20 protein-coding genes are annotated in these 26,430 nt (G+C 71.9%); 9 read left to right on the top strand and 11 right to left on the bottom strand.

The annotated features are described in order from the left end of the window. Positions 1-249: 249 nt before the first annotated feature. Entirely contained in the window at positions 250-888 is a 639-nt protein-coding gene (locus tag Psi01_RS05155) for a DUF1707 and DUF4870 domain-containing protein (RefSeq protein WP_239127114.1), read from the bottom strand. Between the two features lie 144 nt (positions 889-1,032). Between Psi01_RS05155 and Psi01_RS05150 the strand changes: the two genes are divergently transcribed. Further along, complete coding sequence (locus Psi01_RS05150) at positions 1,033-1,371, top strand: hypothetical protein (RefSeq protein WP_204062762.1); 339 nt, start codon at positions 1,033-1,035, stop codon at positions 1,369-1,371. 68 nt (positions 1,372-1,439) lie between these two features. On the opposite strand, the gene Psi01_RS05145 is transcribed toward Psi01_RS05150, so the two are convergent. From Psi01_RS05145 to Psi01_RS05125, 5 genes are all read right to left on the bottom strand, one after another. Further along, a complete protein-coding gene (locus tag Psi01_RS05145; RefSeq protein ID WP_204062761.1) occupies positions 1,440-2,570 on the bottom strand; it encodes a DUF4192 domain-containing protein in 1,131 nt (376 codons plus the stop codon). A gap of 72 nt (positions 2,571-2,642) precedes the next feature. Further along, entirely contained in the window at positions 2,643-3,557 is a 915-nt protein-coding gene (locus tag Psi01_RS05140; protein ID WP_239127112.1) for an EI24 domain-containing protein, read from the bottom strand. A 220-nt stretch (positions 3,558-3,777) separates the two neighbouring features. Further along, positions 3,778-4,371 (bottom strand): Maf family protein, encoded by a 594-nt coding sequence (locus Psi01_RS05135; protein WP_239127107.1) that lies wholly within the window; start codon positions 4,369-4,371, stop codon positions 3,778-3,780. A gap of 131 nt (positions 4,372-4,502) precedes the next feature. Continuing rightward, the gene (locus Psi01_RS05130; RefSeq protein ID WP_204062760.1) at positions 4,503-5,360 is read right to left on the bottom strand and encodes a hypothetical protein; all 858 of its coding nucleotides are present in this window, start codon (positions 5,358-5,360) and stop codon (positions 4,503-4,505) included. A gap of 225 nt (positions 5,361-5,585) precedes the next feature. Continuing rightward, entirely contained in the window at positions 5,586-6,305 is a 720-nt protein-coding gene (locus Psi01_RS05125) for a peptidyl-tRNA hydrolase (protein WP_204062759.1), read from the bottom strand. 654 nt (positions 6,306-6,959) lie between these two features. Between Psi01_RS05125 and Psi01_RS05120 the strand changes: the two genes are divergently transcribed. From Psi01_RS05120 to Psi01_RS05090, 7 genes are all read left to right on the top strand, one after another. Beyond that, positions 6,960-8,708, top strand: a complete 1,749-nt coding sequence (locus Psi01_RS05120; protein WP_204062758.1) for an ABC transporter family substrate-binding protein — start codon at positions 6,960-6,962, stop codon at positions 8,706-8,708. Between the two features lie 141 nt (positions 8,709-8,849). Then, positions 8,850-10,358, top strand: coding sequence for an ABC transporter permease (locus Psi01_RS05115; RefSeq protein WP_204062757.1), 1,509 nt, complete (start codon positions 8,850-8,852; stop codon positions 10,356-10,358). Between the two features lie 19 nt (positions 10,359-10,377). Next, positions 10,378-11,358, top strand: coding sequence for an ABC transporter permease (locus tag Psi01_RS05110; RefSeq protein WP_204062756.1), 981 nt, complete (start codon positions 10,378-10,380; stop codon positions 11,356-11,358). Beyond that, positions 11,358-12,518 (top strand): ABC transporter ATP-binding protein, encoded by a 1,161-nt coding sequence (locus tag Psi01_RS05105; RefSeq protein ID WP_204062755.1) that lies wholly within the window; start codon positions 11,358-11,360, stop codon positions 12,516-12,518. Before Psi01_RS05110 ends, Psi01_RS05105 begins: the two co-directional genes overlap by 1 nt. Continuing rightward, on the top strand, positions 12,515-13,549 hold the full coding sequence (locus tag Psi01_RS05100; RefSeq protein WP_204062754.1) for an ABC transporter ATP-binding protein: 1,035 nt from the start codon (positions 12,515-12,517) through the stop codon (positions 13,547-13,549). The genes Psi01_RS05105 and Psi01_RS05100 overlap by 4 nt, the downstream gene beginning before the upstream one ends. 93 nt (positions 13,550-13,642) lie before the next feature. Beyond that, positions 13,643-16,873 carry an AfsR/SARP family transcriptional regulator gene (locus Psi01_RS05095; protein ID WP_204062753.1) on the top strand — a complete coding sequence of 1,077 codons (3,231 nt, stop codon included), beginning with the start codon at positions 13,643-13,645 and terminating at the stop codon, positions 16,871-16,873. A 31-nt stretch (positions 16,874-16,904) separates the two neighbouring features. Continuing rightward, entirely contained in the window at positions 16,905-18,434 is a 1,530-nt protein-coding gene (locus Psi01_RS05090; RefSeq protein WP_204062752.1) for an MFS transporter, read from the top strand. Positions 18,435-18,564: 130 nt separating this feature from the next. On the opposite strand, the gene Psi01_RS05085 is transcribed toward Psi01_RS05090, so the two are convergent. Genes Psi01_RS05085 through Psi01_RS05065 form a run of 5 tightly spaced genes read right to left on the bottom strand, consistent with a single transcriptional unit; the run spans position 18,565 to position 25,909 of the window. Beyond that, positions 18,565-21,408 carry a DUF5682 family protein gene (locus tag Psi01_RS05085; protein ID WP_204062751.1) on the bottom strand — a complete coding sequence of 948 codons (2,844 nt, stop codon included), beginning with the start codon at positions 21,406-21,408 and terminating at the stop codon, positions 18,565-18,567. Continuing rightward, positions 21,405-22,520, bottom strand: coding sequence for an ATP-binding protein (locus Psi01_RS05080; protein WP_204062750.1), 1,116 nt, complete (start codon positions 22,518-22,520; stop codon positions 21,405-21,407). The genes Psi01_RS05085 and Psi01_RS05080 overlap by 4 nt, the downstream gene beginning before the upstream one ends. A 13-nt stretch (positions 22,521-22,533) precedes the next feature. Beyond that, the gene (locus Psi01_RS05075; protein WP_204062749.1) at positions 22,534-24,000 is read right to left on the bottom strand and encodes a VWA domain-containing protein; all 1,467 of its coding nucleotides are present in this window, start codon (positions 23,998-24,000) and stop codon (positions 22,534-22,536) included. A gap of 8 nt (positions 24,001-24,008) precedes the next feature. Then, positions 24,009-25,406 (bottom strand): hypothetical protein, encoded by a 1,398-nt coding sequence (locus Psi01_RS05070; RefSeq protein ID WP_204062748.1) that lies wholly within the window; start codon positions 25,404-25,406, stop codon positions 24,009-24,011. After that, on the bottom strand, positions 25,406-25,909 hold the full coding sequence (locus Psi01_RS05065) for a hypothetical protein (protein ID WP_204062747.1): 504 nt from the start codon (positions 25,907-25,909) through the stop codon (positions 25,406-25,408). The genes Psi01_RS05070 and Psi01_RS05065 overlap by 1 nt, the downstream gene beginning before the upstream one ends. 74 nt (positions 25,910-25,983) lie before the next feature. Here Psi01_RS05065 and Psi01_RS05060 point away from each other — a divergent pair, with 74 nt between their 5' ends. Next, positions 25,984-26,388 carry a RidA family protein gene (locus tag Psi01_RS05060; RefSeq protein ID WP_204062746.1) on the top strand — a complete coding sequence of 135 codons (405 nt, stop codon included), beginning with the start codon at positions 25,984-25,986 and terminating at the stop codon, positions 26,386-26,388. Positions 26,389-26,430 lie beyond the last annotated feature (42 nt).

The raw sequence follows: 26,430 nt of genomic DNA, 5'->3' as shown, positions 1-26,430 counted from the left end.
TCGACGGTCCTTGACGGCCTGAGACCTGGATGCTCCTTGACGGCCTGACTCCCTTAAGGGTCACCCGTCCCGACGGGCGACCGTCCCCCCAGGTGCTCGCCCCTCGATGAGCACCCGCATCCCGAAAGCCGCCCCACCCGGCCAGCGCCCGCATCCCAAGACATCGCCGTACCGGGTCATCTCTCTACCGGACCAGGTGCTCGCCCCCTCGACGAGCACCTGTCCCCCAAGGGCCGGTGCGGCGGGTGGTCATTTCACCAGGCGCAGGGTGAGCGGGTAGCGGAAGTCGCCTCCGCCCAGGGACGCCACGCCGCCGACGATCGACAGCACCACGCCCGCGATCCACATCACGGGCAGCAGGACGACGCCCACGACCGTGATCGCCAGCAGGACGGAGGCTCCGATCAGCGTCAGCTGGAAGTTGAGCGCCTCCACCGCGTGCCTGCGGATGTAGGGGGAGGTGTTGCCGGCGGCGAGGAGCATGATCAGGGGACCGAGCACCACGAGGCCGGTGAGCGGGAGCAGGTGGGCCGCAGCCGCGCCCACGCGGTCTCCGGAGCTGTCCGCCCTCGCGCACTGGTGGCCGGGGGCCGCGACACCTCCGGTCTGCCCGAACGGGTACGGCGCCGGCATGGCGGGGCGGGAGCCGTACAGCTCGTGCATGATCGGCATGAGGTCTCCGTGGACCTTGGCCGTCATCGCCCGCTCCAGCCGGTCGTCGAACTCGACCTCGTCGAGCCGGCCCTGCGCGTAGGCGGCCTTGACGTGCTCGACCACGTGCTCGCGGTCCTGGTTGCTGACGCGGAGGTGGGCGTAAGGGTGGCGGGGACCTGCGGCCGGCACGCCCCCGTGCCACGGATTCACCGACGGTGTAGCTGTGCCTGCCATCGAACCGTTATCCCTTTCGTTGGTGTTATGGCCTCCATGTTTGTCCAGGACAAGGGTGCGGCACATCCGGGTTGTCCCCGAGCTGTCCCCTAGAGTCCGCCCGAGACTCACCATGGAACGGCTCAGGGATGTATAAAAAGGAACATGAGATGGCGGGATCGCTATGGGTTGAGGCGTCGGCGCGGGCCGAAGATCTCGCGGTTCGACCGCGATGCGAACGACGCCGACATCGAGGCGCTCATCGCCTTCGCCAAGTCACGTCGCGGTGTGGAGTTCTACGTCGAGCCTGAGACCTTCGCGACGGACACCACCGCGGTGGCCGTGGCCGACGACGGCGAGTGGACCCGCCGCCGGGTCGGCTCCCCCGCGGTGATCGGCAAGGTCGCCCGCACCCTCGCCCTTCCGGTCTACGACGTGCAACTCACCGGATATCCGCCGCGGATGCGTGCCTACAACGAGCGGCGCAAGCTGGAAGACGGCTGATCGCCGCCACCCCGTGATCACCGGCCGGGTGGACGCGCCGGTCCCTCCGCCGCCTCCCGGCCCCTCCGTCATCTCCTCGGGGCGGGAAGAGGCGGATAGGGGTCCTCGTCGAGCAGGGCGGCCAGCGGGAGCAGCCAGGAGGCTCTGGCGCCGCCCATCTCCTGGTCCAGCTCTTCAGGGCTGGGCATCCTGTCCTGGAGCGCCTGGGGCGGGAGCAGGTGGTGCAGTGCCTCCAGGAGCAGATTGGCCATGGAGTAGCCGGGATCGGCTTCGCGGGCCCGGGCGAGGGCGATGCCAGCCAGGGCGGAGTCGCCGCTGCGCCAGGCGGCCATGCCGAGCAGGGAGGCGACCGGAGGCACGAATCTCGGCTCCAGACGGCGGGTGAGATCGCACCAGAGGCGGAGGTGGACCTCATGGGTCTCGTCGGTGATGAGGGTCCAGGCCTCGTCGCGGATCCGGATGACCGCCAGGTCGAGCCCGAGCCTGGCCGCCTGCTCGTCGTCGATCCGCCCGCCCGACGCGTAGACGCCGATGGCCCCGTGCACCCGTGCCATGCCGTCCGCGACGATCTCCGCCGCGAACCCGTCGACGTCGTCGCACTCTCTCAGCCTGCTCCGCACCCCCTCCACGACGCGGGCGGTGGCACGGCGCATGGCCGCCCTCTCGGGCCCGTCGACGGGATCGAGTGAGCGCTCCAGGGCCGCGCGGTCGGGAAGGGCGACCAGGCCGTGGACGATCGCCTGAGCCGCGATCGTGCCGGCCTCCCGGTCGTAGGGCGTGCCGGAGGGGGGACAGCAGTCGGCCCGCGAGCAGATGTAGGACCAGTAGCGGCCCCCCTCGACCCGAAGCACGTCGAGGAGGGCGACCTCGCTCCCGTGGAACAGCGCCATGACCGCGTCGGCGGCCGGGGTCACCAGCGGGCCCGGGCCGTATCCGATGGCGATGACCTGGGTGATCCCCTCCTCACGGAGCATCGGCAGGGTCCTGCCGAGGCCCGGGTCGGCCAGCGGCAGGTCCCAGCGGACCGTGAGATGCACGCGCCCGCGGGGCGGGCCGCCCTTCAGCCCGATGATGACGAGGCTGTCGTCGGGGTGGAACCCCAGGAGGTAGGGCACCGCGCCGAGGACGTCCTCGGCGGAGCCGAGCAGGAAGTGGGGCTGCTCGGCCGGGAGGTGGGGGTCGGTGGTGTCGGTTGTCATAGCCGGGAGTCTCGCCCGGCCCCGGCTGCGGCGTTTCCCCCGAACGCCGCTCTGTGGACGACCGCCGGCCGCTCAGTGACCCTGTGGAAAAGCCCCGGGCGGGAACTGCCCCGGAGGGGTCTGGCGCGGCGGACTCTGGTGTGGAGGGACCTGGTGCGGCGGGAACCGGCCCGGAGGCTGGGCCGGGGGGAACCGGCCGGGCGGCTGGGAACCGGGCCGGACGGCGCCGGACGGGGTGAGGGCGGGCGCGAGCCGTACCCGGACCATGACGGCGGCACCCGCGACGGCGGCGGGCATCGCGATCACCGCGCCCAGCGGGATGAGGAAGAGCAGGAACAGCAGGACGCCGAAGCCGAGGGCCGTGGACCTGTTCGCGCGGAGGAGGGCGAAGCGGCTCTTGCGGGCCAGGCCCCTGCGCTCCATGGCGAGGGTGGTGAGCTCCACCGTGAGGAAGAAGCCCGAGACCATGGCGCCCAGCACGGGGACCACCGTCTGCCCGATCACCGGGACGAACCCGAGGAAGAACAGCGGGATCGTGAACAGCAGCACGTATGCCAAGGTGATCAGGCTGTCCCTGATCGACCTGGGGATCGACTTCCACAGCGGCACCTCGTGGCCGCTGGGCACCTCGCCGTACGACTCCTCCACCTTCTCGGAGAGCTTCTCGTAGAACGGCTCGCCGACGAGCAGGGTCACCGCCGCGAAGGTCACCGCGGCCAGCACGAGCCCGCCGCCGAAGATCACTATGCCGATGAGGAAGCGGAAGGTGTTCCTGACCCCTTCGGCCCATCCGTCGGCGAAGGGGGTCGCCCATTCGGCCGCGTCCCCGGCGTAGGTGCCGAGGAAGTAGAGCCCGACGGCGTAGAGCACGAAGACGATCAGCGCCGGGATCAACCCGAACAGCCACCATCGGGGATGCCGCGCGACCCAGCTCAGCCCCTGGAAGAAGAATTTCATGCCGTCCGTGAAGGAGCGGATTACACCCATGTCCCGAGATTATCGGGATCGGCTGATCACCGCGTGACGGCGCCGCTCCCCACCGCACCCCGCCCCGCCGTACCGGCGCCGCAAGACGTGGAGACCGACACGTGACGAAGGGCGGTCACGGCGCCATACGGCGGCCGGGAGCAGGGCAGAGGATCCATCCCGGCGCTGCCGTACGGCGGAGCGGGGAGCGGCGCCAGGCGAGCTGGGGCCGCGGGGACGGTCAGGGGCGGGGCCAGAGGGTGGGGAGGGAGACGCCCAGGGTGGCCAGGAGGCGGCGCAGGAGGGGCAGGGAGATGCCCAGGACGTTGCCGTGGTCGCCGTCGATGCCGTCGACGAACCAGCCGCCGTGGCCGTCCAGGGTGAAGGCTCCGGCGACGCGCAGCGGCTCTCCGGTGGCGACGTAGGCGGCGATCTCCTCATCGGAGGGGGTGCCGAACCGCACGACCGTGGCGCCCACCTCGGCGGCCTCGCGGCCGGTGGCGGTGTCCACCACGCAGTGCCCGGTGAGCAGCCTGCCGCTCCGGCCGCGCATGCTCTGCCAGCGGGCCACGGCGTCCTCCGGCGAGGACGGCTTGCCGTACGCCCTGCCGTCGAGCTCGAGCACCGAGTCGCAGCCGATGACCAGGGCGCCGGTGAGATCGCGCGCCACGACCCGGGCCTTCGCCTTGGCCAGGGTCAGGGCGAGCTCCGCGGGGGTGCCGGCGGTGACGGCCTCCTCGTCCACACCGCTGACGATCACCTTGGGATCGAGTCCGGCGCTGCGCAGGAGGGCGAGACGGGCGGGTGAGGCGGAGGCGAGCACGATCTGGGTCACGACGCCCGAGCCTACCGGCCGGCGCCGCCCGCCCCGGGAATCCTCACCGATGACCCCGGCCCCGCTCTCATCCCCGTCACCGTCTCCAATCGGGGAGGATCCCTCCCGGCCGGAGCCGCCGCCCGCCGGGGTCAGCTCCGGCGGATCGAGGCCATGGCGGTGTTGATGTCCCGCCAGCGCTTGCGCTGGGAGTCGGGGATCGTGATGAAGACCATGGCGGGCTTGGCGCCGGGGACCTCGGTCAGGGCGACGGCGGCCATGGAGGAGCGGTTCTTGCCCTTCACCTTGTACTTCACCTGGTAGGCGAGCAGCCAGCCGTCGTCGACGGGCTGTGAGGCGGTCCAGGTGATCCGGGCGCCCTTGGGGTGGTGGTTGAGCGTCCAGCGGGCCGCCAGGAGGGCGGTGTCCTTCACCTCGGCCTGGACCCGGATCGGGACCGGGCAGCTGACGAGCATGGCCCGGTGGCCCGCGCCCTTCACCGTGGGGAGCACCTGCTTGGTCGCGAACGGCGAGGCGCCGAACGGCTTCCACGGCTTGCCGAACCGGATCAGCGACACACCCGACTTCTCGTCCCGGACCCGGCGCTTGGAGGCGTAGGACTTGCCGGGCAGCCGGGCGAGCCGCTTGTCATCGGGCAGGTCGGGCACCCTGGGGTCGGCCAGGGCCGCGGTCACCGCGCTGCTGTCCGGGGTGGCCTCGGTGCCGGGAGAGGGCGTCGGCTGCGTCGTGGGGGTGGGGGAGGGGGTGGAACCGGGCGAGGGGCCCGCGGCAGATGGCGCGGCGATCTGCCCCGGCTCTCCCTCGCCCGGCCGATCGGAGGAGCCGGACGACAGGAATCCGACCACGGCCGCGACCGCGGCCACGATCACCGCGACGGCCGCGGCCAGGATGCGGTAGACCACCCGCATCTGCAGGTCGCCGATGCGGGAGCGCCTCGGGGGCGGCGGGGATGGCGCGGTGACGGGAGGGCTCACCGTGACCTTGGGCATCTCGGATGTGGCCGCCTCCGCGGCGACATACGACGGAGTGACACCCGTCCCTCGAGTCCCTTCGGTACCGCCCAACCCATCGAGCACGATCGGGAGCGTACGACAAATCCCCTTTTCCTGCTTGCAATCCCCATCACACTTCGGGAACGAGTGCCCTCCCCTTCGGGGGTTTGCGCCGCTCAGACCCTCTTCCGGGGCGGGAGAGGACCCTGGAGCCCCCACACGTCAGGAGGATCTCAGCGGCCCGGATCCGGCCGGCCGGAAACCTCCCCTGCGCAGCCACGGCGCGTCCGCCACCACCGTGCACGAGCCCGGCTCGACCTCGGTGAACCCCGCGTCGCGCACCATCGGCAGTCCCGCACCGGCCAGCTCGGCCCATCCGTCCGGGGTCGCGGTCCGTACGGCGGCCGCCAGCCCGCGCCCGCGCCACCACTGCCGGGCGTCGTCGTCGCTCCCCCACCAGGCGAGCTGGGCCGCGTGCCCCACCTGGGCCATCGCCTTTCCCGCCGACATCGACAGCGCCGGGTTCAGCCAGAGCACCACGCCCTCCCGCCCGGCGGGCTCCGGCTCCGCCTGGTCCGCCAGCTCGGTCCCGGAGACCTGGAGCCTGGACAGATCCCTGGGCCAGGCGTCCAGGGGGACGGGCGGATGCACGCGGACCTCGGCGGTGCGGTGCGTGACGGTGATGCCGGGCAGGTCCAGCACCCGCCGCCACTCGGCCCCGCGCGCCCGCCGCACCACCTTCCTGATCCGGCCGCCCTCCCAGCTCCGCACCGCCTCGGCCCACTCGCCCCCGTCGCGCACGCGCGGGTCGGTCATGAGCTCCAGCACGGCCTGCGCCGCGGCCTCCAGCGCGTCGCTCCGCTCCGGCGGCGCGGCCCGCTCGATGCGGACCACCAGGGGGAGCACTCTCTGATCTGTCGCCTCTTCGAACCGATCTGTCACGCCTTCAAGGATGCCCTCCCGGGCGCGGCCGCCGCCGGGCGCGTTCCTCGTCGAGGATCTACGGGTACGGCTCCGCAGGCCGGGACTGCCGTGACCATGCAGGAGACACCGACGGACCCCAAGGGACAAAGTTGCTATTAATAGCCAAGTTCTCTTGAAAACGCCATAGGTGGGATGATTCGACTATCCAATCTCACATTGGACAGCAGGTCGGAAACCGCTTCACCGTTGTCCCCTCTTGACTCTCGAGTCCCACACGCCCCAAGCGGATGCCGCGACGGGCCGATCCATCCCCATAGATGGACAGACGGGAAGATAACCACGGAGAGTAAGCAAACGCCCGAGTCCGGAAACGGCCTGCAGACGGCAAAAAATCCCCACAAACCCCGAAAACCGCATCTTGTTGGCGCTGATAGACTACTCTCTGTCATCTCAAATACTGGGACGATTCGGGCAAACGTAACGTTTTTCCTGATCCTCACCTATTGCGGTGTTTCAGGCCTGCCGCCCGGGTTTGTTACAGGTTGGGGCGCTGCCGGTCTCAGGTCTGCAACACCCCTGTCGTCCTACTTGTCCAGAACAGAGTCACGGTGCTCAGCTTTGTTCGACATAGCTGGCGGCTGACCTCAAACCGGATACCTAAGGAGTGCTGCCGTGTTCCACACGCGGACATCTGGCAAGTTTCTAGCAGCAGTTGCGGGAGGTGCACTCCTGCTGACCGCCTGCGCGGGCAACGACAACCAGGCGGCTAACCCCAGCGCGTCGGGCTCGGCATCGGCTCCGGCCGGGGCGCAGACCATCACCTACGCCTTCGACCAGGAGTTCAGCTCCTACAACGGCAACACCGGTGCAGAGAACGCCTCCCGCAACAACGGTCCCCTGCAGCGCGTGCTCAGCGGCTTCTGGTACTTCGGCGGCGACGGCGCGGTCACCCCGGACAAGGACTTCGGCACCTACGAGAAGACCTCCGACGACCCGCTGACGGTCAAGTACACGATCAACCCGAACGCGGTCTGGTCGGACGGCACGCCGATCGACTGTGACGACCTGATGCTCGCCTGGGCCGCGAACTCGGGCAAGATCAAGGGCTTCTCCAGCGCCGGCACCACCGGCTGGGAGCTCACCTCCACCCCCGACTGCGAGAAGGGCGGCAAGGAGGTCACCCACACCTACTCCGAGCCGTTCGCCGACTGGCACGGCGCCCTGTACTCGGTGGGCCAGATCATGCCCGCCCACGTCGTGGAGAAGAAGGGCAACATCTCGGAGGACGAGTTCATCGCCGCCGTCAAGGACGGCGACGCCAAGAAGCTCGCCGAGGCGATCAAGTTCTACAACGACGGCTGGGTCATGAAGGGCACGCTGCTCAGCGAGGACCTGATCCCGTCGTCCGGCCCGTACAAGCTCTCCAAGTGGGACGCCGGCCAGTCTCTGACCTTCGCCGCCAACGACAAGTACTGGGGCGCCAACAAGGCCACCACCCCGACGATCGTCGAGCGCTTCATCGCCCTGGACCAGCAGGCCCAGGCGCTGCAGAACGGCGAGGTCAACATCGTCTACCCGCAGCCGGGTCCGGACGTGCTCAACCAGCTGAACGCCCTGGAGGGCGTCACGGTCAAGAGCGGTGACCAGTTCTTCTACGACCACCTGGACTTCAACTTCGACTCCAGCCCGTTCAAGGACCGCGACCTGCGTGAGGCCTTCGCCAAGTGCGTGCCCAGGCAGCTGATCGTGGACAACCTGATCAAGCCGATCAACCCGAACGCGAAGATCCTGCAGGCCCGCATCACCGCCAGCACCCAGGCCAGCTACCCCGAGATCGTCGCCGGCATCGGCGGCGAGGAGAAGAAGTACGACCAGGTCGACATCGCCGGCGCCAAGGCCCTGCTGGAGAAGGCCGGCAAGACCAACCTCGAGGTCAAGATCGGCTACCAGAAGCCGAACCCCCGCCGCAGCTCGGTCGTCCAGCTGATCGCCGACTCCTGCGGCCAGGCCGGCTTCAAGATCGTTGACAACGGCGCCGACGACTTCTTCGGCAACGGCCTCGCCAACAACACCTACGACGTCGCCCTGTTCGGCTGGATCGGTTCCGACCTGGTCAGCGGCACCACCTCGACCTACACCACGCCCAAGAAGTGCGACAGCGAGAACAAGGGCAACAACAACGGCTGCTACTCCAACAAGAAGGTGGACGAGCTGCTGAAGAAGGTCAACGCCACGACCGACAAGGCCGCCCAGACGCCGCTGCTCGCCGAGGCCGAGAAGATCATGTGGCAGGACCTGGCCACCATCCCGCTCTATGAGAACCCGAACCTGACCGCGTGGTCCGAGGGCATCACCGGCGTGGTTCCGAACCCGACCCAGGCCGGTATCGCCTGGAACATGGACAAGTGGAGCATGAGCTAGTCCTCCCGCTCTGAACCGCTGGCCGTCGAGGCGGTTGACGGAGCATCATCCACCACAGGGTCGGGACCGGGAAGGCCACAAGCCCTCTCGGTCCCGGCCCTGATCCACGCAGTCCCTCTTCCACGAACGGGAGGTGGCGAAGTGATCGTCTTCATCGCGCGGAGACTGGTCATCTCGTTCTTCGTCCTCCTGGCGGCGACGTTCATCATCTACGTCCTCACGGCGCTCTCGGGTGACCCGCTGGAGGACCTCCGCCAGGACAACAGCCCTCAGAAAGCGCAGAAGATCGCTGACCGCAGCGAACGGATGCAACTCGACCTCCCCATCCCGGTGCGCTATCTCGACTGGCTGGGCAGGACCGTCCGCGGTGACCTCGGGGTGAACCGGGACGGCCAGGACATCGCGACCATCCTCGCCGACGCGCTGTCGGCGACGCTCCAGCTCGTGCTCGCGGCCACCGTGCTGGCGATCACCGTCGGCGTCATCGTCGGCATCGTCTCCGCGCTCCGCCAGTACAGCGGATTCGACTACACCGTGACCTTCGCGGCCTTCGTCTGCTTCTCGCTGCCGCTCTTCTGGGTGGCGGTCATGCTCAAGCAGTACATGGCCATCGAGTTCAACAACTGGCTGAAGAATCCGGTCATCCCGTATCCCGTCATCGCCCTGCTCGCACTGCTCGGCGGCCTGATCTTCGGCGCGCTCACCACGGGTGACCGCAAGCGGCGGCTGATCGCCTTCGCCGTCGGCTTCGCGATCAGCGGCGTGCTGTTCACCATCCTGTCGGTGACCCGCTGGTTCGCCGACCCCGGTCTGGGCCTGCCCCTCATCCTCGCCTTCGGCCTCGCCTCCGCGGTCGGATTCACCGCCCTGTCCGCGGGCCTGCAGTACCGCGGCCCGCTGTACGCGGCCCTGGCCGCCGCCGTGATCGGCGCCATGTGCTCGGAGCTGCTGAACCCCCTGCTGATCGACCCGACCTGGCTGGAGATCGGCGGCCTGGTCCTGCTGACCGTCGCGGTCTGCGTCGGCCTCGGCTACGGCCTCGGCGGCCTCCAGCGCCGCCAGGCGATCATCGCCACGGTGCTGACCGGCCTGTTCACCGGCGGAATGGTCTTCCTGGACCGGATGCTGCAGGCGTTCGCCTCCTACAGCGCCTCCGTGCGCGGCCGCCCCATCTCCACGATCGGCGCCCGCACCCCCAACTACACCGGCGACTTCTGGCAGCTGAACCTCGACTCGGCCGGCCACCTGCTGCTGCCGAGCATGGCGCTCATCCTGATCTCTCTGGCGACCTACACCCGCTACAGCCGGGCGAGCATGCTGGAGGTCATGAACCAGGACTACGTGCGCACCGCCCGGGCCAAGGGACTGCCCGAGCGCACGGTCGTGGTCAAGCACGCCTTCCGCAACGGGCTCATCCCGATCACCACGCTGATGGCCTTCGACTTCGCGGGCGTGATCGGCGGCGCCGTGGTCACCGAGACCGTCTTCGGCTGGCGCGGCATGGGCTTCATGTTCACCAAGGGGCTGGAGGAGGTCGACCCGGCGCCGGTCATGGCGTTCTTCCTGGTCACCGGGACCGCGATCGTCGTCTTCAACATGATCGCGGACATCCTCTACGCGTATCTCGACCCGCGCATCCGGCTGTCGTGAAAGCATCGGAGAACCACCTATGACACTCAGTGCGCAGGCATCCGGGCCCGACACCGGCGCGGCCCAGGGGATGACGATCGTCGCCCGCACCCAGGGGCAGATGATCCGCCGCCGCTTCTTCCGGCATCGGGCCGCACTGGCCGGCATGATCCTGTTCGGGTTCGTGGTCGTGCTGTCGTTCAGCTCCATCGGCTTCATGGGGATCCCCGGCTGGTGGGACAAGAGCTATCTGACCACCGGCGCCCTGGTGAACCAGGGCAAGCCCACGCTCAGCGTGGTCCCCGAGTTCCTCGGCGGGTCCGGCATCCGCCTCGGTGAGCACCCGTTCGGCCAGGACGACATCGGCGTCGACTACTTCGCCAAGACCATGCGCGGCACCCAGCAGTCGATCATCGTCGCCTTCCTGGTCGCCATCGTGGCCACCACCGTCGGCACCCTCGTCGGCGCCGTCTCCGGTTACTACCGGGGCAAGACCGAGGCCGTGCTGATGCGCTTCACCGACGTGATGATCACCATCCCGGTGCTGGTGATCGCCGCCGTCGTCGGCCGCCGCTTCGGCGCCAGCGGCGTCGTGGTCCTGGGCATCTTCATCGGCCTGGTGATCTGGCCGAGCATGGCCCGCCTGCTCCGCGGCGAGTTCCTGTCGCTGCGGGAGAAGGAGTTCGTGGAGGCGGCCCGCGCGCTCGGCACCTCCGCGCGGCGGATCATCTTCCGCCACATCCTGCCGAACACCGTCGGCGTCATCATCGTCTCCGCCACCCTGACGGTGGCCAACGCGGTGCTGCTGGAGTCGGCCCTGTCCTTCCTCGGCCTCGGCGTCCAGGCGCCGGACACCTCGCTCGGACAGTTGATCAATGAGTACCGCACCGCGATGGTGACCCGGCCGTGGCTGTTCTGGTGGCCGGGTATCTTCATCATCGCCATCGCGCTGTCCATCAACTTCATCGGCGACGGTCTCCGCGACGCCTTCGATCCCCGACAGACCCGGGTGCGTGCCTAATGACGACTCCTCCGAACGTGCCGATCGACCCGCAGGTGATCGACCCGCACGCCTACGAAGACGCCGCCCACCTGCTCGACTCCGACGGGGAGGTGCACCTCGGCCGTACCCTCCAGGACGCCCGCCCGCCCTCGCAGGAGGAGATCCTCCGGGTCGAGAACCTCACCGTGGAGTTCCCCACCGAGGACGGCGTGGTGCACGCGGTGCGGGGCGTCTCCTACGGCCTGCGCGAGCGCGAGGTGCTGGGCATCGTCGGTGAGTCCGGCTCGGGCAAGTCGGTCTCGTCCCTGGCGGTCATGGGGCTGCTGCCCAAGAACGCCCGGGTCAAGGGCCGGATCCTCTTCCGCGGCGACGACATGCTGAAGATGTCGGCCCGCAAGCAGCGGAGCCTGCGCGGCCGCAAGATCGCAATGATCTTCCAGGACCCGATGACGGCCCTGAACCCGGTGCACTCGATCGGTGACCAGCTCGCCGAGGCGGTGCTCGCGCACGAGTTGATGCCGCGCAAGACGGCGCTGGCCCGGGCCAAGGAGATGCTCGACCTCGTCGGCATCCCCCAGGCCGAGGCGCGGCTGCGCAGCTACCCGCACGAGTTCTCCGGCGGCATGCGCCAGCGCGCGATGATCGCCATGGCGGTCATCAACAACCCGGACGTCATCATCGCCGACGAGCCGACCACGGCCCTCGACGTGACCGTCCAGGCGCAGATCCTGGAGAAGCTCCTGGAGGTCAAGGACGCGGTCAACGCCGCCATCGTGCTCATCACGCACGACCTGGGCGTGATCGCGGGCATGGCCCACCGGGTGCTGGTCATGTACGCCGGGCGTCCCGTCGAGCTCGGTGAGACCGACCCGGTGTTCGAGGAGCCCCGCATGCCGTACACCGCGGGTCTGCTCGGCTCGATCCCGTCGCTGGAGGGCGGCGGCTCCTCCCGGCTGCGCCCGATCAAGGGCACTCCCCCGTCGCTGATCAACCTGCCCACCGGCTGTCCGTTCTCGCCGCGCTGCCCGCTGGCCACGGACGTCTGCCGCGAGCAGGAGCCCCCGTTGGCCGAGACCGACAGCGGCGGGCACTACGCGGCCTGTCACCACTGGGACAAGCTGGCAGCGGTCGAGGATCCGACCGTGTTCTTCCGTACCGAGAGCGAGACCGTGGCATGAGCGTGCAGACCCAGGAGACGCCCGCGCCCCAGCGCGAGCCGGACACCGGCGACCACCTGCTCGAGGTCAAGGACCTGGTGATGAACTTCCCGGTCCGCGGCAGCGGTTTCCTGCGCCGGGTGGTGGCCCACGTGCAGGCCGTCAGCGGCGTCTCCCTCCACGTGGACGGCGGCGAGACCCTGGGCGTGGTGGGCGAGTCCGGTTGCGGCAAGTCCACCACGGGCCGGGCGATCCTGCAGCTGCACAAGCCCACCTCGGGCTCGGTGAGGTTCCAGGGCAAGGAGCTGATCGGCAAGTCGGCCAAGGAGCTGCGGCCGGTCCGGCGTGACATGCAGATCGTCTTCCAGGACCCGTACGCCTCGCTCAACCCGAAGCTGCCGGTCAACGACATCGTCGCCGAGCCGCTGAAGGTCCACGAGCTGTGGAAGGACGGCGGCCCCGACCGGGTGGCCGAGCTGCTGCGCCTGGTCGGGCTCAGCCCCGAGCACGGCAACCGCTACCCGCACGAGTTCTCCGGCGGTCAGCGCCAGCGCGTCGGCATCGCCCGCGCCCTGGCGCTGGAGCCCAGGCTGCTGATCCTGGACGAGCCGGTCTCCGCGCTGGACGTGTCGGTCCAGGCCGGCGTGGTGAACCTGCTGGAGGATCTGCAGGACCGGCTCGGGCTGGCCTACATCTTCATCGCCCACGACCTGTCGGTGGTCCGCCACATCTCCGACCGGGTGGCGGTGATGTACCTCGGGAAGATCGTCGAGACCGGCCCCCGCGACGATCTCTACGACCGCCCCGCCCACCCGTACACGCAGGCGCTGCTGTCGGCCGCTCCGATGGCCAATCCGAAGGAGGAGCGCGCCCGCGAGCGCGTCATCCTGACCGGCGACGTGCCCAGCCCCCTGAACCCGCCCAGCGGCTGCCGCTTCCGCACCCGCTGCTGGAAGGCCCAGGAGATCTGCGCCGTCGAGGAGCCCGCCCTCATCGACCGCGGCAACGGTCACCCCGTGGCCTGCCACTTCGCCGAGGTCACCCCCCGCTGAGCACCGGCGGGCCGTACGGGGTCCCGTACGGCCCGCCCCGCTCCCGCCCGGCGCCGGTCCGCGGCGCCCGGCATCCTGAGAGACAATCCACCCATGCGGTTCGGCGTCCTGGGGTCTACCGAGGCCCGGCTCGGCGACGGGCGGCCGGTCGCCGTCGGCGGGCCGAGGCTGCGCGCCCTGCTGGTCATGCTGCTGCTGGAGGCGGGCCGGCCGGTCACCGCCGAGCGGCTGATCGACGGCCTGTACGGCGCCGCCCCGCCCGGTGACCCCGCCAACGCGCTCCAGGCGCAGGTCTCCCGGCTGCGCGCCCTGCTCGGCGAGGCGGGCGGGGGAGATCTCCTTATGCGCCACCCCGCGGGCTATCTGATCGCCGTCGACCCGGGCGACGTCGACGTCCACCGCTTCGAACGCCTGGCCGCCGAGGGCCGCGCGGCCCTGGCCGCGGGCGAGCACCGGCGGGCCGCAGCCGTCCTGGACGAGGCGCTCGGGCTCTGGCGCGGCCCGGCCCTGGCCGACGTGAGCGAGGCGCCCTTCGCCGCGGCGCAGGCCGTACGGCTGGAAGAGCTGCGCGTCACCGCCGTCGAGGACCGCGCGGAGGCGTGGCTGGCGCTCGGCCGGCACCGCGACCTCGTGCCGGGCCTGCAGGAGCTGCTGCGGGCCCATCCCCTGCGGGAGCGGCCGACGGGGCTGCTGATGCGGGCTCTGTACGGCTCCGGCAGGCAGGCCGACGCGCTGGCCGTCTTCGAGGAGTGCCGGCGGCGGCTGGCCGAGGAGCTCGGCGCCGACCCGTCGGCCGAGCTGGCCGCGCTCCACCTGGCGATCCTGCGGGCCGATCCGTCCCTGGAGGCGGCGCCCGCACCTTCCCCGGCGGTCTCCTCCGCGACCTCCTCCGCGGCCGCCCGGCACGGCCTGCCCGCCCAGCTCACCCCGCTGATCGGCCGCGACGAGGAGCTGGCACGGATCGGCGCCCTGCTGGCCGGGGCCCGCCTGGTCACCCTCACCGGGCCCGGCGGGACCGGCAAGACCCGCCTGGCCGCCGAGGCCGCAGGGCGCCACCCCGGCGAGGTGTGCCTCGTGGAGCTGGCGCCGCTGGGCGAGGGACCGGAGATCACGCAGGCGGTGCTCGGCGCCCTCGGGCTGCGCGAGACCCCCGTGCTGACGGGACGGGGCGGGCACGCGGCCGTCCCCGACCCCACGGGCAGGCTGGTCGCGGCGCTCACCGGCCGGGAGCTCCTGCTCGTCCTGGACAACTGCGAACACGTCGTCGAGGCGGTGGCCCGCCTCGCCGACCGGCTGCTGTCCTCCTGCCCGGGGCTGCGGGTGCTGGCCACCAGCCGCGAGGCGCTCGGCATCACCGGGGAGGTCCTGCTCCCCGTGCCGCCCCTGGCGCTGCCCTCCCCCGGCGTCCCCGCCGACCGGGCGCCCGCGGTGCGGCTGTTCGCCGACCGGGCCCGCGCCGTACAGCCGGACTTCACGCTGGACGAGGCCACCGCCGAGGCCGTGGTGCGGATCTGCCGGGCGCTGGACGGCCTGCCCCTGGCGATCGAGCTGGCCGCGGCCCGGCTGCGCTCGCTCACCGCCGCGGAGATCGTCTCCCGGCTCGACGACCGCTTCCGGCTGCTGTCGCGCGGCAGCCGTACCGCCCAGCCCCGGCACCGCACGCTGCGCGCGGTGGTGGAGTGGAGCTGGGACCTGCTGGAGGAGGACGAGCGCACGCTGGCCAGGCGGCTGACCGTCTTCGCCGCGGGGGCCACCCTGGAGGCCGCCGAACGGGTCTGCGGCGTGGACGACACCGACGGCGTCCTGGCCTCCCTGGTCGACAAGTCCCTGGTCGAGCGGGCCGGCGACCGTTATCGCATGCTGGAGACGATCCGCGCCTTCTGCGCCGAGCGGCTGGCCGAGGCGGGTGAGCGGGAGCGGATGCGGCGGGCCCATTTCGCGTTCTTCCTCGACCTCGCCGAGACCGCCGACCCGCACCTGCGCGGGGCCGACCAGCTGCGGTGGCTGGCCTCGCTGGACGCCGAGCACGACGACCTGCACGCCGCGCTGCACCGGGCGACCGCGGCCGGCGACACCGGGGCGGCGCTGCGGCTGCTGTCGGCCCTGACCTGTTACTGGTGGCTGCGCGGCCTGCGCGGTGAGGCGGTCGCGCTGGCCCGCGAGCTCCTGGAGCGGATCGGCTCCGGACCGCCCGCCGGCTTCGCCGACGAGTACGCGCTGTGCGTGATGCTCGTGGTCTCCGGCGGCGGCTCCGACCCCGGGATGGACGCGCATCTGCGGACCACCCGGAAGATCATGGAGGAGCGGGACTCCGTCCCGCGGCAGCCGTTCATCAGCGTCATGTGGGCGATGATCGCCGGCCCGCCCGACGCGGACCTCGCAAAAGAGCAGCGCAGCCGGTGGGAGATGTCCGAGAGCATCGATTCCTGGACGCGGGCGATCATCCGTTTCGGCGGGGGCTACCTGCGGTTGTTCGAGGGCGACCCCGCCGAGGCCGAGCGCGACTTCGCCGTCGCGCTCGCCGACTTCCGGGCGCTGGGCGACCGCTGGGGCCTGGCGCAGACGCTGTCCGGGATGGCCGACCTCGCCGACTGGCGGGGGGACCGCGCCGAGTCCGCCGCGCTGACGGACGAGGCCCTGCGCCTGGTCGAGGAGATCGGCGCGGACGTCGACGTGGCCGAGCTGCTGCGCCGTCGTGCCGACGGCAGGGCGCGCGACGGCGATCTGGAGGGGGCGCGGGCCGACTATGAGCGCACGGCCGAGCTCGGGCGCCGGGCGGGCGCGTGGGAGGCGGTGGCCGCCGCCCGGCTCGGGTTCGGCGACCTCGCCCGCTTCCAGGGCGATCTGGCGCAGGCGCGGCGGCTGTACGAGGCGGCGCTGGCGGAGTGCTCGGCGGGATGGTTCGACGGCGAGCACACGCGGGTCCGCGTCCACCTGGCGATGGCGTGGATCGCCGTGGCGGAGGGCGACGCCGCCGGGGCCCTCGACCAGCACCGCCGCATCCTGTCCACCGGGTTCAACGAGCGCGACCGCTGGCTGGCGGCCCGCGTCGCCGAGGGCCTGGCGGGGGTCGCGATGCTGGAGCAGGACGCCGAGCGCGCCGCCCTGCTGCTCGGCGTGGGGTCGGCGCTGCGCGGCGCCGCCGGCGGCGATCCCGACGTCGGGCGGGTCACCGCGTGGTGCCGCGCCCGGCTCGGCGGGGAGGCCTACCGGGCCGCCCACGCCCGCGGTGCCGCGCTCGCCCACGGCGCGCCCGCCCTCGCCGGCCGGCCGCGACCGGCGCTGACCGTCATCGGGGAGCAGCTGTCAGCGCTCGGTGAGTGATCCGTCAGCGCCGCCCCCGAGGCTGGGTGCCATGAGAAACGACTCCCGCAAATGGGGCACGCTGGTCATCGGGTGCCTGGCCATGCTGATGCTCTCCATCGACCTGACCGTGCTGCACCTGGCCACGCCCATGCTGACCGAGGACCTGGACCCGTCGGCGCCGCAGCTGCTGTGGATCGCCGACGTGTACGGCTTCGTACTGGCCGGACTGCTGGTGACCATGGGCAACCTGGGTGACCGGATCGGCCGCCGGCGGCTGCTGCTGACGGGCAGCGCCGCGTTCGGCGTCGCCTCCCTGCTGACGGCCTACGCGCCGACCCCGGAGCTGCTGATCGCGGCCCGCGCGCTGCTCGGCGTGGCGGGCGCCACGATCATGCCCTCGACCCTCTCGCTGGTCCGCAACGTGTTCACCGACTCCAAGGAGCGGACCACCGCGGTCGGCATCTGGAGCAGCGTCGGCGCGGCGGGCTTCGCCCTGGGCCCGCTGGTGGGCGGGGCGCTGCTGAACGAGTTCTGGTGGGGGTCGGTCTTCCTGGTCAACGTGCCGGTGATCGCGGGGATCGTCATCGCCGGCCTGATCGTCCTGCCCGAGTCGCGCAACCCGAACCCCGGCCGGATCGACCTGGTCAGCGTGCCGATGTCCATCGTCGGAGTGATCGCGATCATCTACGCGCTGAAGGAGGCCGCCCACGGGGGCGCCGGCCAGACCTCGGTGATCGTCGCGGCCGTGCTCGGCGTCGTCACGCTCGGCGCGTTCGCCCTGCGGCAGACCCGGCTGGCCGAGCCGCTCATCGACGTCCAGCTGTTCCGCAACCGCGCCTTCTCCGCGTCGGTCGGCTCCGCGATGATCGCCATGTTCGCGATGCTCGCGATGTCCCTCATCTTCGCCCAGTACTTCCAGCTCGTCCTGGGCTGGTCCCCGCTGGTGGCGGGGCTGGCCGGGCTGCCCGGCGGAGTGGGGGCGGGCATCGGCGGGGCGGCCGCGGGCCCGCTGATCTCCCGGCTGGGCCGGGCCGAGGTCGTCGCGCTCGGCATGGTCCTGGCCGCCGTGGGCTTCGGCCTCTACAGCCAGGTGGGCACCGAGCTCTCCTACCCCTACCTGGTCGTCGCGATGATCGTCGCCAGCACGGGCATCGGCCTGACCTTCGCCGTGGTCAACGACACCATCGTCGCCAGCGCGCCCCGGGAGCGGGCCGGAGCGGCCGCCGCGATCTCCGAGACCGCCACCGAGATGGGCGGCGCCCTGGGCATCGCCGTCCTGGGCACCGTGCTGAACAGCGCCTACACCGCCAACCTGGCCCTTCCCGCCGGTCTGCCCGCCGAGGCGGGCGAGCAGGTCGGCGACACCCTGGGCGACGCCCTGCGCACCGCCGCGACGCTCCCGGCCGATCTGGCCTCCTCCGTCACCGGGGCCGCGCGGGAGGCGTTCGTCGCGGGCATGCAGACGACCGTGCTGACCGGCGCGGGCATCCTCGTGGTCCTCGCGGCGGTCGCGCTCTACGCGCTGCGCGGCGTGCCGAAGGAGATCTCCGACGACGTCACCGAGCTCAGCCACGCCTGAGCGCCCCGAGCGCGGGAGAGACTCAGCCGCGGGAGAGACCGCCGCGGACAGCGGGATGCCGCCCGATCACCCGATCGGGCGGCATCCCTTTTCCCTGCGTCCGCTCCCCCGCGGGGCGGGCCCAGGGAGCTCAGGTGCCTCCCAGCAGCGCCGCCACCGCACCCGCCGTCGCGGGATGCCGGGCCAGCAGCTCCCTCACCCGCGTTTCCCGCGGGTCCGGGCCGTCGTCCCCGGCGGCCCACTCACCGGACCATTCACCGGCCCATTCACCGGCACAGCCGAGCAGCGCCGCCACCGCGTCGCACGCCTGCGGGTGCCGGGCCAGCAGCCCGGTCACCGGCCCGGCGGGCGCGGGGGCCCCGCGGGCCGGGCGGGCGGGTGCGGCCGGCCGCTCCCACGGCGGGACCCACGCGTCCAGCTCGGTCAGCCCGCCGGGGAAGGTCCGCCCGGCCTCCCTGACGAGCACGGGCACCAGCTCCGGCACCTGCCGGCGCAGCGTCGTGATCAGTGTCGGCAGCCACGGCAGCAGGACGGGGTCGGGCAGCCGCGCGAAGGCCTTGGACAGCACCTCGACCACGAACGGCGCGAGACCGGGGACGGGTTCGAGCGCCTGGACGAACCCGCTCAGATAGAGCGGGAAGGCCGGGACGACGAGCGGATTGCCCAGCAGCTCGTCGCACCGGGCGCGCAGCTCCTGCCTGGGCAGCAGCCCCAGCTGCGTCTTGGCCGCCCACAGCAGCGCCACCTTGGCCGGCGCCTCCGGATGCGACTGCCGTACGGCCAGCTCCAGCTGGGCCCGCTCGCAGCCCAGCGACAGCGCCAGGCTCTCCATGGAGAACAGGAAGCCGAGCATGGCCCCGACCTGGCGGACGCCGGTGTCGTCGTCGGTGAAGGCGGTCGGCAGCAGCGTGCAGTAGTGGGCGTATCCGGCCGTGACGAACGCCTCGCACCAGGCCGGCAGCTCCGGCCCGGTGGTCCGGTAGTGGGCCAGCAGCCGGCGGATCCGCCGCAGCACCTCGGGGGCGTCGTCGACGGTGCGCTCGGCGGCCAGCAGCTCCACCGCGCGCTCGCCCAGCTCGTCGGCGAGGCGGCGGCCGCCCAGGTAGACGACGGCGTCCTCCACGGCGGCCAGCGCGTCCCCCGCGGTGGCGCGCGGCTCCCAGACCTTGCGCCGCAGCCGCTGCTCCAGCACCTGCTCGACGGTGACGCCCTCGTAGCCGAGCTCGATGATCGAGCGCTGGTGACGGCCGATCGCCAGGTCCCAGCTCTCCTGGATGGGCCGCTCGCCGAGGCGGCGCGTGCCCATGATGGGCCGGACCGCGCCCTCGGGGAGCAGGTAGCGCAGCCTCCACAGCAGGTCCGAGCACGGCACCAGCTCGGGATCGGCGGTGAGGTCGAGCAGCACCCGCTGCTGGGTGCGCCTGCCCGGGTCGATCCCGAGCGGCTCCAGCCGGTCGTAGACGTCGCGGGCCAGCGGCGGGAGCGCGTCGTAGCCGACCTGGCCGATCCGGTCGCCGCCCAGGAGGATCTCGCACAGGCGGCGGACGTCGCGGCGGCCCGGCACCACGTCCTTCTCGATGCAGGTGACCGCGGCGTCCTGGAAGTCGTACGGCGTCGGCCTGGCCCGGCCGCGCAGCCCGGCCAGCAGGATCGACGTCTCGAACACCGCGATGGCGTCGGCCGTGCTGGCCAGGTAGCCGTTGCGGCGGGCCAGCCGCACGATGTCGACGCACCACCCGCGCAGCTCGTCCTCGTCCAGGCCGTCCAGCTCCGGCGGGGTCGCCAGGAAGCCCGACAGCCGGTCGGCGGCCGGTTCCCGGGCGGCGGGCGACGCGGGCGCGGCCTTGGCCTTGGCCCGAGAGCGGGTGCGGCCTCCCTTCTGCCCCTCCAGCCGGTACGGCTTCAGCCCGCCGCGCTCGACCGCCTTGGCCCAGGTCGCCGCGGCGATCGACACCGATCCCTGGGCCAGGCCGAACTGGGCCTCGATGGCCGAGTGGCTGGAGGGGATGAGGCCGTACAGCCAGCGGGTGGCCGTACGGGGGGTGATGACGTAGGGCGGGGCATCGGCGGCCAGGCCGAACTCGGCGACCCGGCTGACGGCGTGGAAGGCGCCGCACACGTACAGGCAGTCCGCCGGGTCGGCGCCGGACTGCGCCAGATGCTCGCGGATCCGGGTCCACATGTAGCGCTCGCGCTCCTCGTCGACGGCCAGCCGGTCGTCCGCGGAGGGGCGCAGGCGCCGGAACAGGCTGCCGATCAGCGCCATGGCCTGGCGGTAGGTGTCGTAGTCCGCCCCGGTCAGCGGCTGCTCGACGTACTGGTCCCACCACTCGGACCAGTGCCGGACCTTGCCGTGGTGCAGCAGGTGCGCCTCGAGCTCGGCGAAGCGGGGCCGCAGTTCGCCGATCTCGACGCCCACGGCGTCGCCGTGCAGGGCGGCCTCCTCCTCGTGCCCGGGATCCTCTCCGTCCTCCCCGTCTCCGGCGGTCGCGGGCCCGGCCTGCTCCTTCGGCAGCCACTGGAAGACGTGGTCCACCGAGCGGTCGACCAGCACCAGCTCGACGCCCGGGGTGTCGAGCGCGTAGGCGATGGCCTGGTACTCCGCCGAGGCCTCGGTGACCGGGGCCACGACGCTGAGCGGCCCCGAACCGGGAGGGAAGCCGTCGAGCTGGGTGGCGAACGCCTGCAGCGCCACCGGCAGCCGGCAGTTGCGCAGCTCCTCCAGGAGCGGCCGCATGTCCTCGCACAGCTCCAGATAGACGACCTTGGGCCGCCGCTCGCGCAGCCGCCGCGTCATGGCCAGCGCGGAGGCGGGCGAGTGGTGGCACACCGGGAAGATCTCAAGCTGCTCGCGCAGCATCCGGTCGACGTCGTCGACCATGCCCGACAGGATCCCGGACAGGGCGTCCCGGCCGCCGGAGAAGGCCTCGGCCGCGTCGAGGAGCTGCCCGCGCAGGGCGTCGAAGGTGCTCATGACAGCGTGGAGATCGCTTGACGGCCGCCCTCGAGGAAGTTCGTCCACTCCCCGCCGTCCCGCTTGCTGCGCGGCTCGACGACCCCGTGCCAGTACTTGTTCAGGATGGCCAGGTCCTCGGGGGCGCGCCTGGCCAGCGAGCCCACCAGGGCTCCGGCCAGCGTCTCGGCGCGCAGCGCGCGGTCGCCGAAGAAGTGGCTGTGCAGGATGGCGTCCTCCAGCACGCCGATCTGCTCGGCGGTGGACAGCGCCGACTCCAGCTTCTCGTCCTCGCTGGTGGCCGAGGCCGCCGCGGCGCGCAGGTCGGCGAAGCTCTGCAGCAGGATGTCCAGCAGCGTGGGCGGCAGGTCCAGCTCGATGCGGTGCCGGCGCAGCAGCTCCGTGGTGCGGAAACGCACGATCTCCGCCTCGCTGGCCTTGCTCGTCACGACCGGGATCCGCACGAAGTTGAAGCGCCGCTTCAGCGCCGAGGACAGGTCGTTCACGCCCCGGTCGCGGCTGTTGGCCGTGGCGATGATCGAGAATCCGGGCTTGGCGAACACCGTGTTGTCGGTGTCGAGCTCGGGGATGGACACGTACTTCTCCGACAGGATCGAGATCAGCGCGTCCTGGACGTCGCTGGTCGAGCGCGTCAGCTCCTCGAAACGGCCGATCATGCCCTGCTCCATCGCCGTCATGATCGGTGAGGGGATCATCGACTCGCGGGACTGTCCCTTGGCGATCACCATGGAGACGTTCCACGAGTACTTGATGTGGTCCTCGGTGGTGCCGGCCGTCCCCTGGACCACCAGGGTGGAGTCGCGGCAGATGGCGGCCGAAAGCAGCTCGGCCAGCCAGCTCTTGCCGGTGCCGGGGTCGCCGATCAGCAGCAGGCCGCGGTCGGAGGCGAGCGTCACGATGCTGCGCTCGACGAAGCTGCGGTCGCCGAACCACTTCTGCGGGATCTCCCGGTCCAGGCCGTCCGAGCGCTCGGAGCCCAGGACGAACAGCCGGACCATGCGGGGGCTGAGCCGCCAGGAGAACGGCTTGGGGCCGTCGTCGATCGACTCCAGCCAGTCGAGCTCCTCGGCGTACTTCACCTCGGCGGGCGCGCGCAGCATTTCGTTGGTCATTTGAGGGGGTCTCCTAAGCGAGGAAGTTCTTGAGTTCGAGCACGAGCTTGCGGATGTGGCCGGAGATGACCGGCGCGCCCATGTCCTTGAGCTTCTGGCGGAACCAGGGGTTGACGCTCTGCTGGCCGCCGCTGCTGACCGACCCGACCGGGATGACCCGGACGCCGGAGCGGTGCATCGCCTCCAGTCCGGCGAAGACGCCTTCGCAGTTCCACTCGTAGAAGTCCGAGATCCACACGACCACGGTGTTGCGCGGGTCGGCGACCTTGGGCTGGGCGAGGGCGAGGGCGGCCGTGCCGTCGGTGCCGCCGCCGAGCTGGGTGCGCAACAGCACCTCGAAGGGGTCGTGCACCCACGGGGTGAGGTCGAGGGCCCGGGTGTCGTAGGCGATCAGGTGCACGTCCACCTTGGGCAGCCCGGTGAAGATCGACGCCAGGATGGTGCAGTTCACCATGGCGTCGACCATGGAGCCGGACTGGTCGACGACCACGATCATCCGGGCCGGCGTGGTGCGCCGGGCGGTGCGCCGGTAGTACAGCCGGTCGACGTAGAGCCGCTGGTCCTCGGGGTTGTAGTTGACGAGGTTCTTCCAGATGGTCCGTTCGAGGTCGAGGTTGCGGAACACCCGCTTGGGCGGCACCGACCGGTCGATCTCGCCCACGCTGGCCTTCTCGACCTGGGTGCGCAGCACCTGGGCGACCTCGTCGACGAACCTGCGGATCAGCGCCTTGGCGTTGGCCAGCGCCACCCCCGACAGGTTGGACTTGTCACGCAGCAGCTGCTCGACGAGCGACATGCTGGGCGTGAGCTTGCGGGCCAGGGACGGGTCGGCCAGCACCTCGCGCAGCCGCATCCGGCCGACCAGGTCGGCCTCCAGGTTTGCCAGCGTCGCGGCGAGCTGGCCGTCGAGGTCGACGCCCGGGCCCGTTCCGGGACCGGTGCCCACGCCCATGCCCCCGCCTGCGCCACCACCCGCACCGGCACCCGCGCCCACCCCGGCGCCGGGGCCCACACCCATGCCCATGCCCATGCCGGGGCCGTTGCCCGGCCCGGAGCACATGGCCTGTCTGAACCAGTCCGCGTCCTGCTGCCAGGCCGCGAGCTGGGTGGCGGTGATGTCACCCGTCCCGGTGGCGAAGACGTTGAGCAGCAGCTTCGACATCAGGGCGGCCGTGCGCACCTCGTCACCGGGTGCCCGGTCCCCCTCCGCGAGCAGGTTCCGGAACTCCTCGGCCAGTTCGGGGAAGCGCTGCACCAGGGTGTCGACCGACACCGAGGGGTCGAGCAGCGCCGCGGGCAGGCCCAGGTCGCCGACGACGCCCATGCTCGCAGTCTCCAGCGCGGGCTGCTCGTCGTGGTCGAACAGGCGGGCGAGCAGCCGCCAGTAGAGCACCTGGCGCCGGTTGCGCGCGGCGTCCGTCGTCTCGCCTTCGCCGGTCACGGTGCCGGAGTGCACCGGAGCGCCCTCATCGGTCGGCATGTCGTCGCTCATCGCCTCAGCAACCGTCCGGCCCGCTCACGCAGGACGGCGACCGCGTCCCCGGCCCGGGCCTCGGCCTTGACCGCCTTGGGGTCGGTGGGGCCCAGCGCCCAGTCACCGGTCCCGGCCTCGACCGTCTCCTTCTTGACCGTGGCCTGTACGGCGAGCGGTTGCAGCAGCCAGCGTCCGCCGTCCCAGCGGACCAGCCCGACGCACGCCGCGGAGGCGGCCACCAGCTTGGGCGTGAGCGGGCCGCAGGCGGGCAGCCGTCCGGTGTCCACGGCGAGTACGGCGCCGCCCAGGTCGAACGAGCCTTCCCCGGTCACGCGGTAGCCCTCCACCAGCACGGGCTCGGCGATCCCCACCGGGTGGCGGTCCAGCGGCGGCGTCGCCGGGGCGAGCGCGCCGGTGAGCGTCAGCCGGGCGGCGGTGAACGGATCTGCGGGCCCGCCCACCACGGCCCGGTCGTCGTGCCAGACCAGATCGCCGCTGTCGAGCAGGGGCATGTCGGTGAGGTCCAGGCTGCGGCGGTCCGCCAGCGCGGCCAGCAGCATCCGGTGCCGGCTCGGCAGCTTCCAGGTCGCGGGGCCGGTGATGGTGTCCACCTTGGCGACGGTGACGGCGGTCCGCACCAGCCGGGCCCGGCCGCCGTCTGCGGGCTCCAGCACTCCGTGGACCTGGAATTGGGCCGCGGTGCCGTGCTCGTGCACGTCGACGCCGAGGATCAGCAGCCGCCCCGACACCGTCCCCGCGCTCTGCGGGGCTCCGGCCGCGCCGCCCTGCGCCAGCAGCAGGGCCCGGGTCCACAGGTCGGCCCAGCGCCGCACCGGCAACCGGTCCATCGTGCCGACCGGGCAGCAGGCGCGCAGCTCGGCCGCCAGGCCGTCCAGCAGCACCGCCAGCCGGCGCTGCTCCGGTACGGCCAGCAGTCCCTCGATGGTCTGGTCCGCGGCCGAGACCAGGTCGTGGTCGACGCCGCGCCAGCCGGCGATGGCCAGCTCGCGAAGCCAGGAGCGGGCCCCGGCCGTCAGGTTGCCGGCGCCGTCCGCCTCGGGGGCGGGCGCGGCCTGCCAGGGGGCGCGCTCGCGTTCCAGCGCCGCGTCCAGCCCGGCGAGCAGGGCGTCGTGCACGGCGCCGAGCAGCGCGGCCCGGCCGCCGGCCAGCGCCGTCAGGTGCTCCTCGGCGATCGAGCCGGAGGCGACCTTGGCCGCGGCCTCCGCCAGCCGCTCGCCGATCGGGGTGGCGGCGAAGGCGCCGGCCAGGGCGTCCAGCGCCTCGGCGCGCTCCTCGGCGAGGCGGCCCAGGCCGTGCACGAGGGCCTCGTCGAAGCCGTGCACCAGGGCGAGCGCCTCCGGGGCGCCCTGCGGGTCGCCGCCGAGCAGCGCAGTCAGCTGTACGGCCAGCATCAGCCCACCGTCCCCGGGGCCGGGAACCAGTGCAGTTCCGGGATCGGCATGGTGGTGTCGGGCACCTCCAGGTAGGCCAGGTGGCGCAGGAAGCGGCTGAACACCATGGCGGCGGGGGCGGGCTCGTGCGAGCCGTCCAGGCAGCCGATCAGGTCGGCGCCTTCGGGGACCTCGACCCGCAGATAGCGGGCCACGCGGTCGAGGCCGTACTGCAGCACGGCCTCGGCGGCCAGGGCCTGCAGATGCTTGCACGGCGCGCCGTACAGGCCGCCGCACGGGCGGTTGTTGTTGGTGCTGCAGTTGTAGGCGTGGGTGCCCGCGGCGATGGAGGAGACGTAGACCCGGCCGATGTCCGAGCCGCTCGACACCACTCCCTGCAGCCGGCCGTCCGCCAGCTCGACGAAGGGCACCTTCGCCAGCTTGCGCGGCCGGACGGGCGGCACCACCCGCACCCTGCTGTGTTGTTCCCACACGGCTGCGCCGTCGGGTGATCCGTCAATCATGAGCGGGAACGTAGCGAAGCGCTCCGACAGAAAACGGGGCGAACCCGGGAGCGGGAGCTGCCATGATCCAGATCATGACCACGAACCCGCAGATGGAGATCATCACGCACGATCCGGCGGACGGGGTGTACGCCACCACCGACGACTACGTCCACGCGGTGGAGGTCCGCGACGCGCAGCGGCTGCTGTTCGTCTCCGGAACGATGGGACTGGACCCCTCGGGCGCGGCCGGGGCCACGCTCGGCGAACAACTCGACCTCGTCTGGGCCAACCTGCGCGCGATCCTGGCCTCGGCCGGCATGACCGTGGACAACATCGTCCGGCTCACCAGTTATCTGCGCGACGCCTCCTACGCCGAGGAGAACGCCGCGGCCCGGGTGAAGGCGCTGGGCGGCCGCACCATCCCCACCACGGCGATCGTCGTTCAGACGCTCGTCAGCGACTGGCTGGTGGAGCTGGAGGTGGTGGCCGCCGGCTGACCCGCCCCGGGGCGTCCGGCCCGCCGCCGGGCCGGGCGCCCG

It is taken from the genome of Paraplanobispora siamensis, assembly GCF_016863175.1.
In the GTDB taxonomy this organism is placed as follows: domain Bacteria; phylum Actinomycetota; class Actinomycetes; order Streptosporangiales; family Streptosporangiaceae; genus Planobispora; species Planobispora siamensis.
Note: the sequence above shows the minus strand (reverse complement) of the source record. Positions and strands in the feature narration are given on the sequence as shown.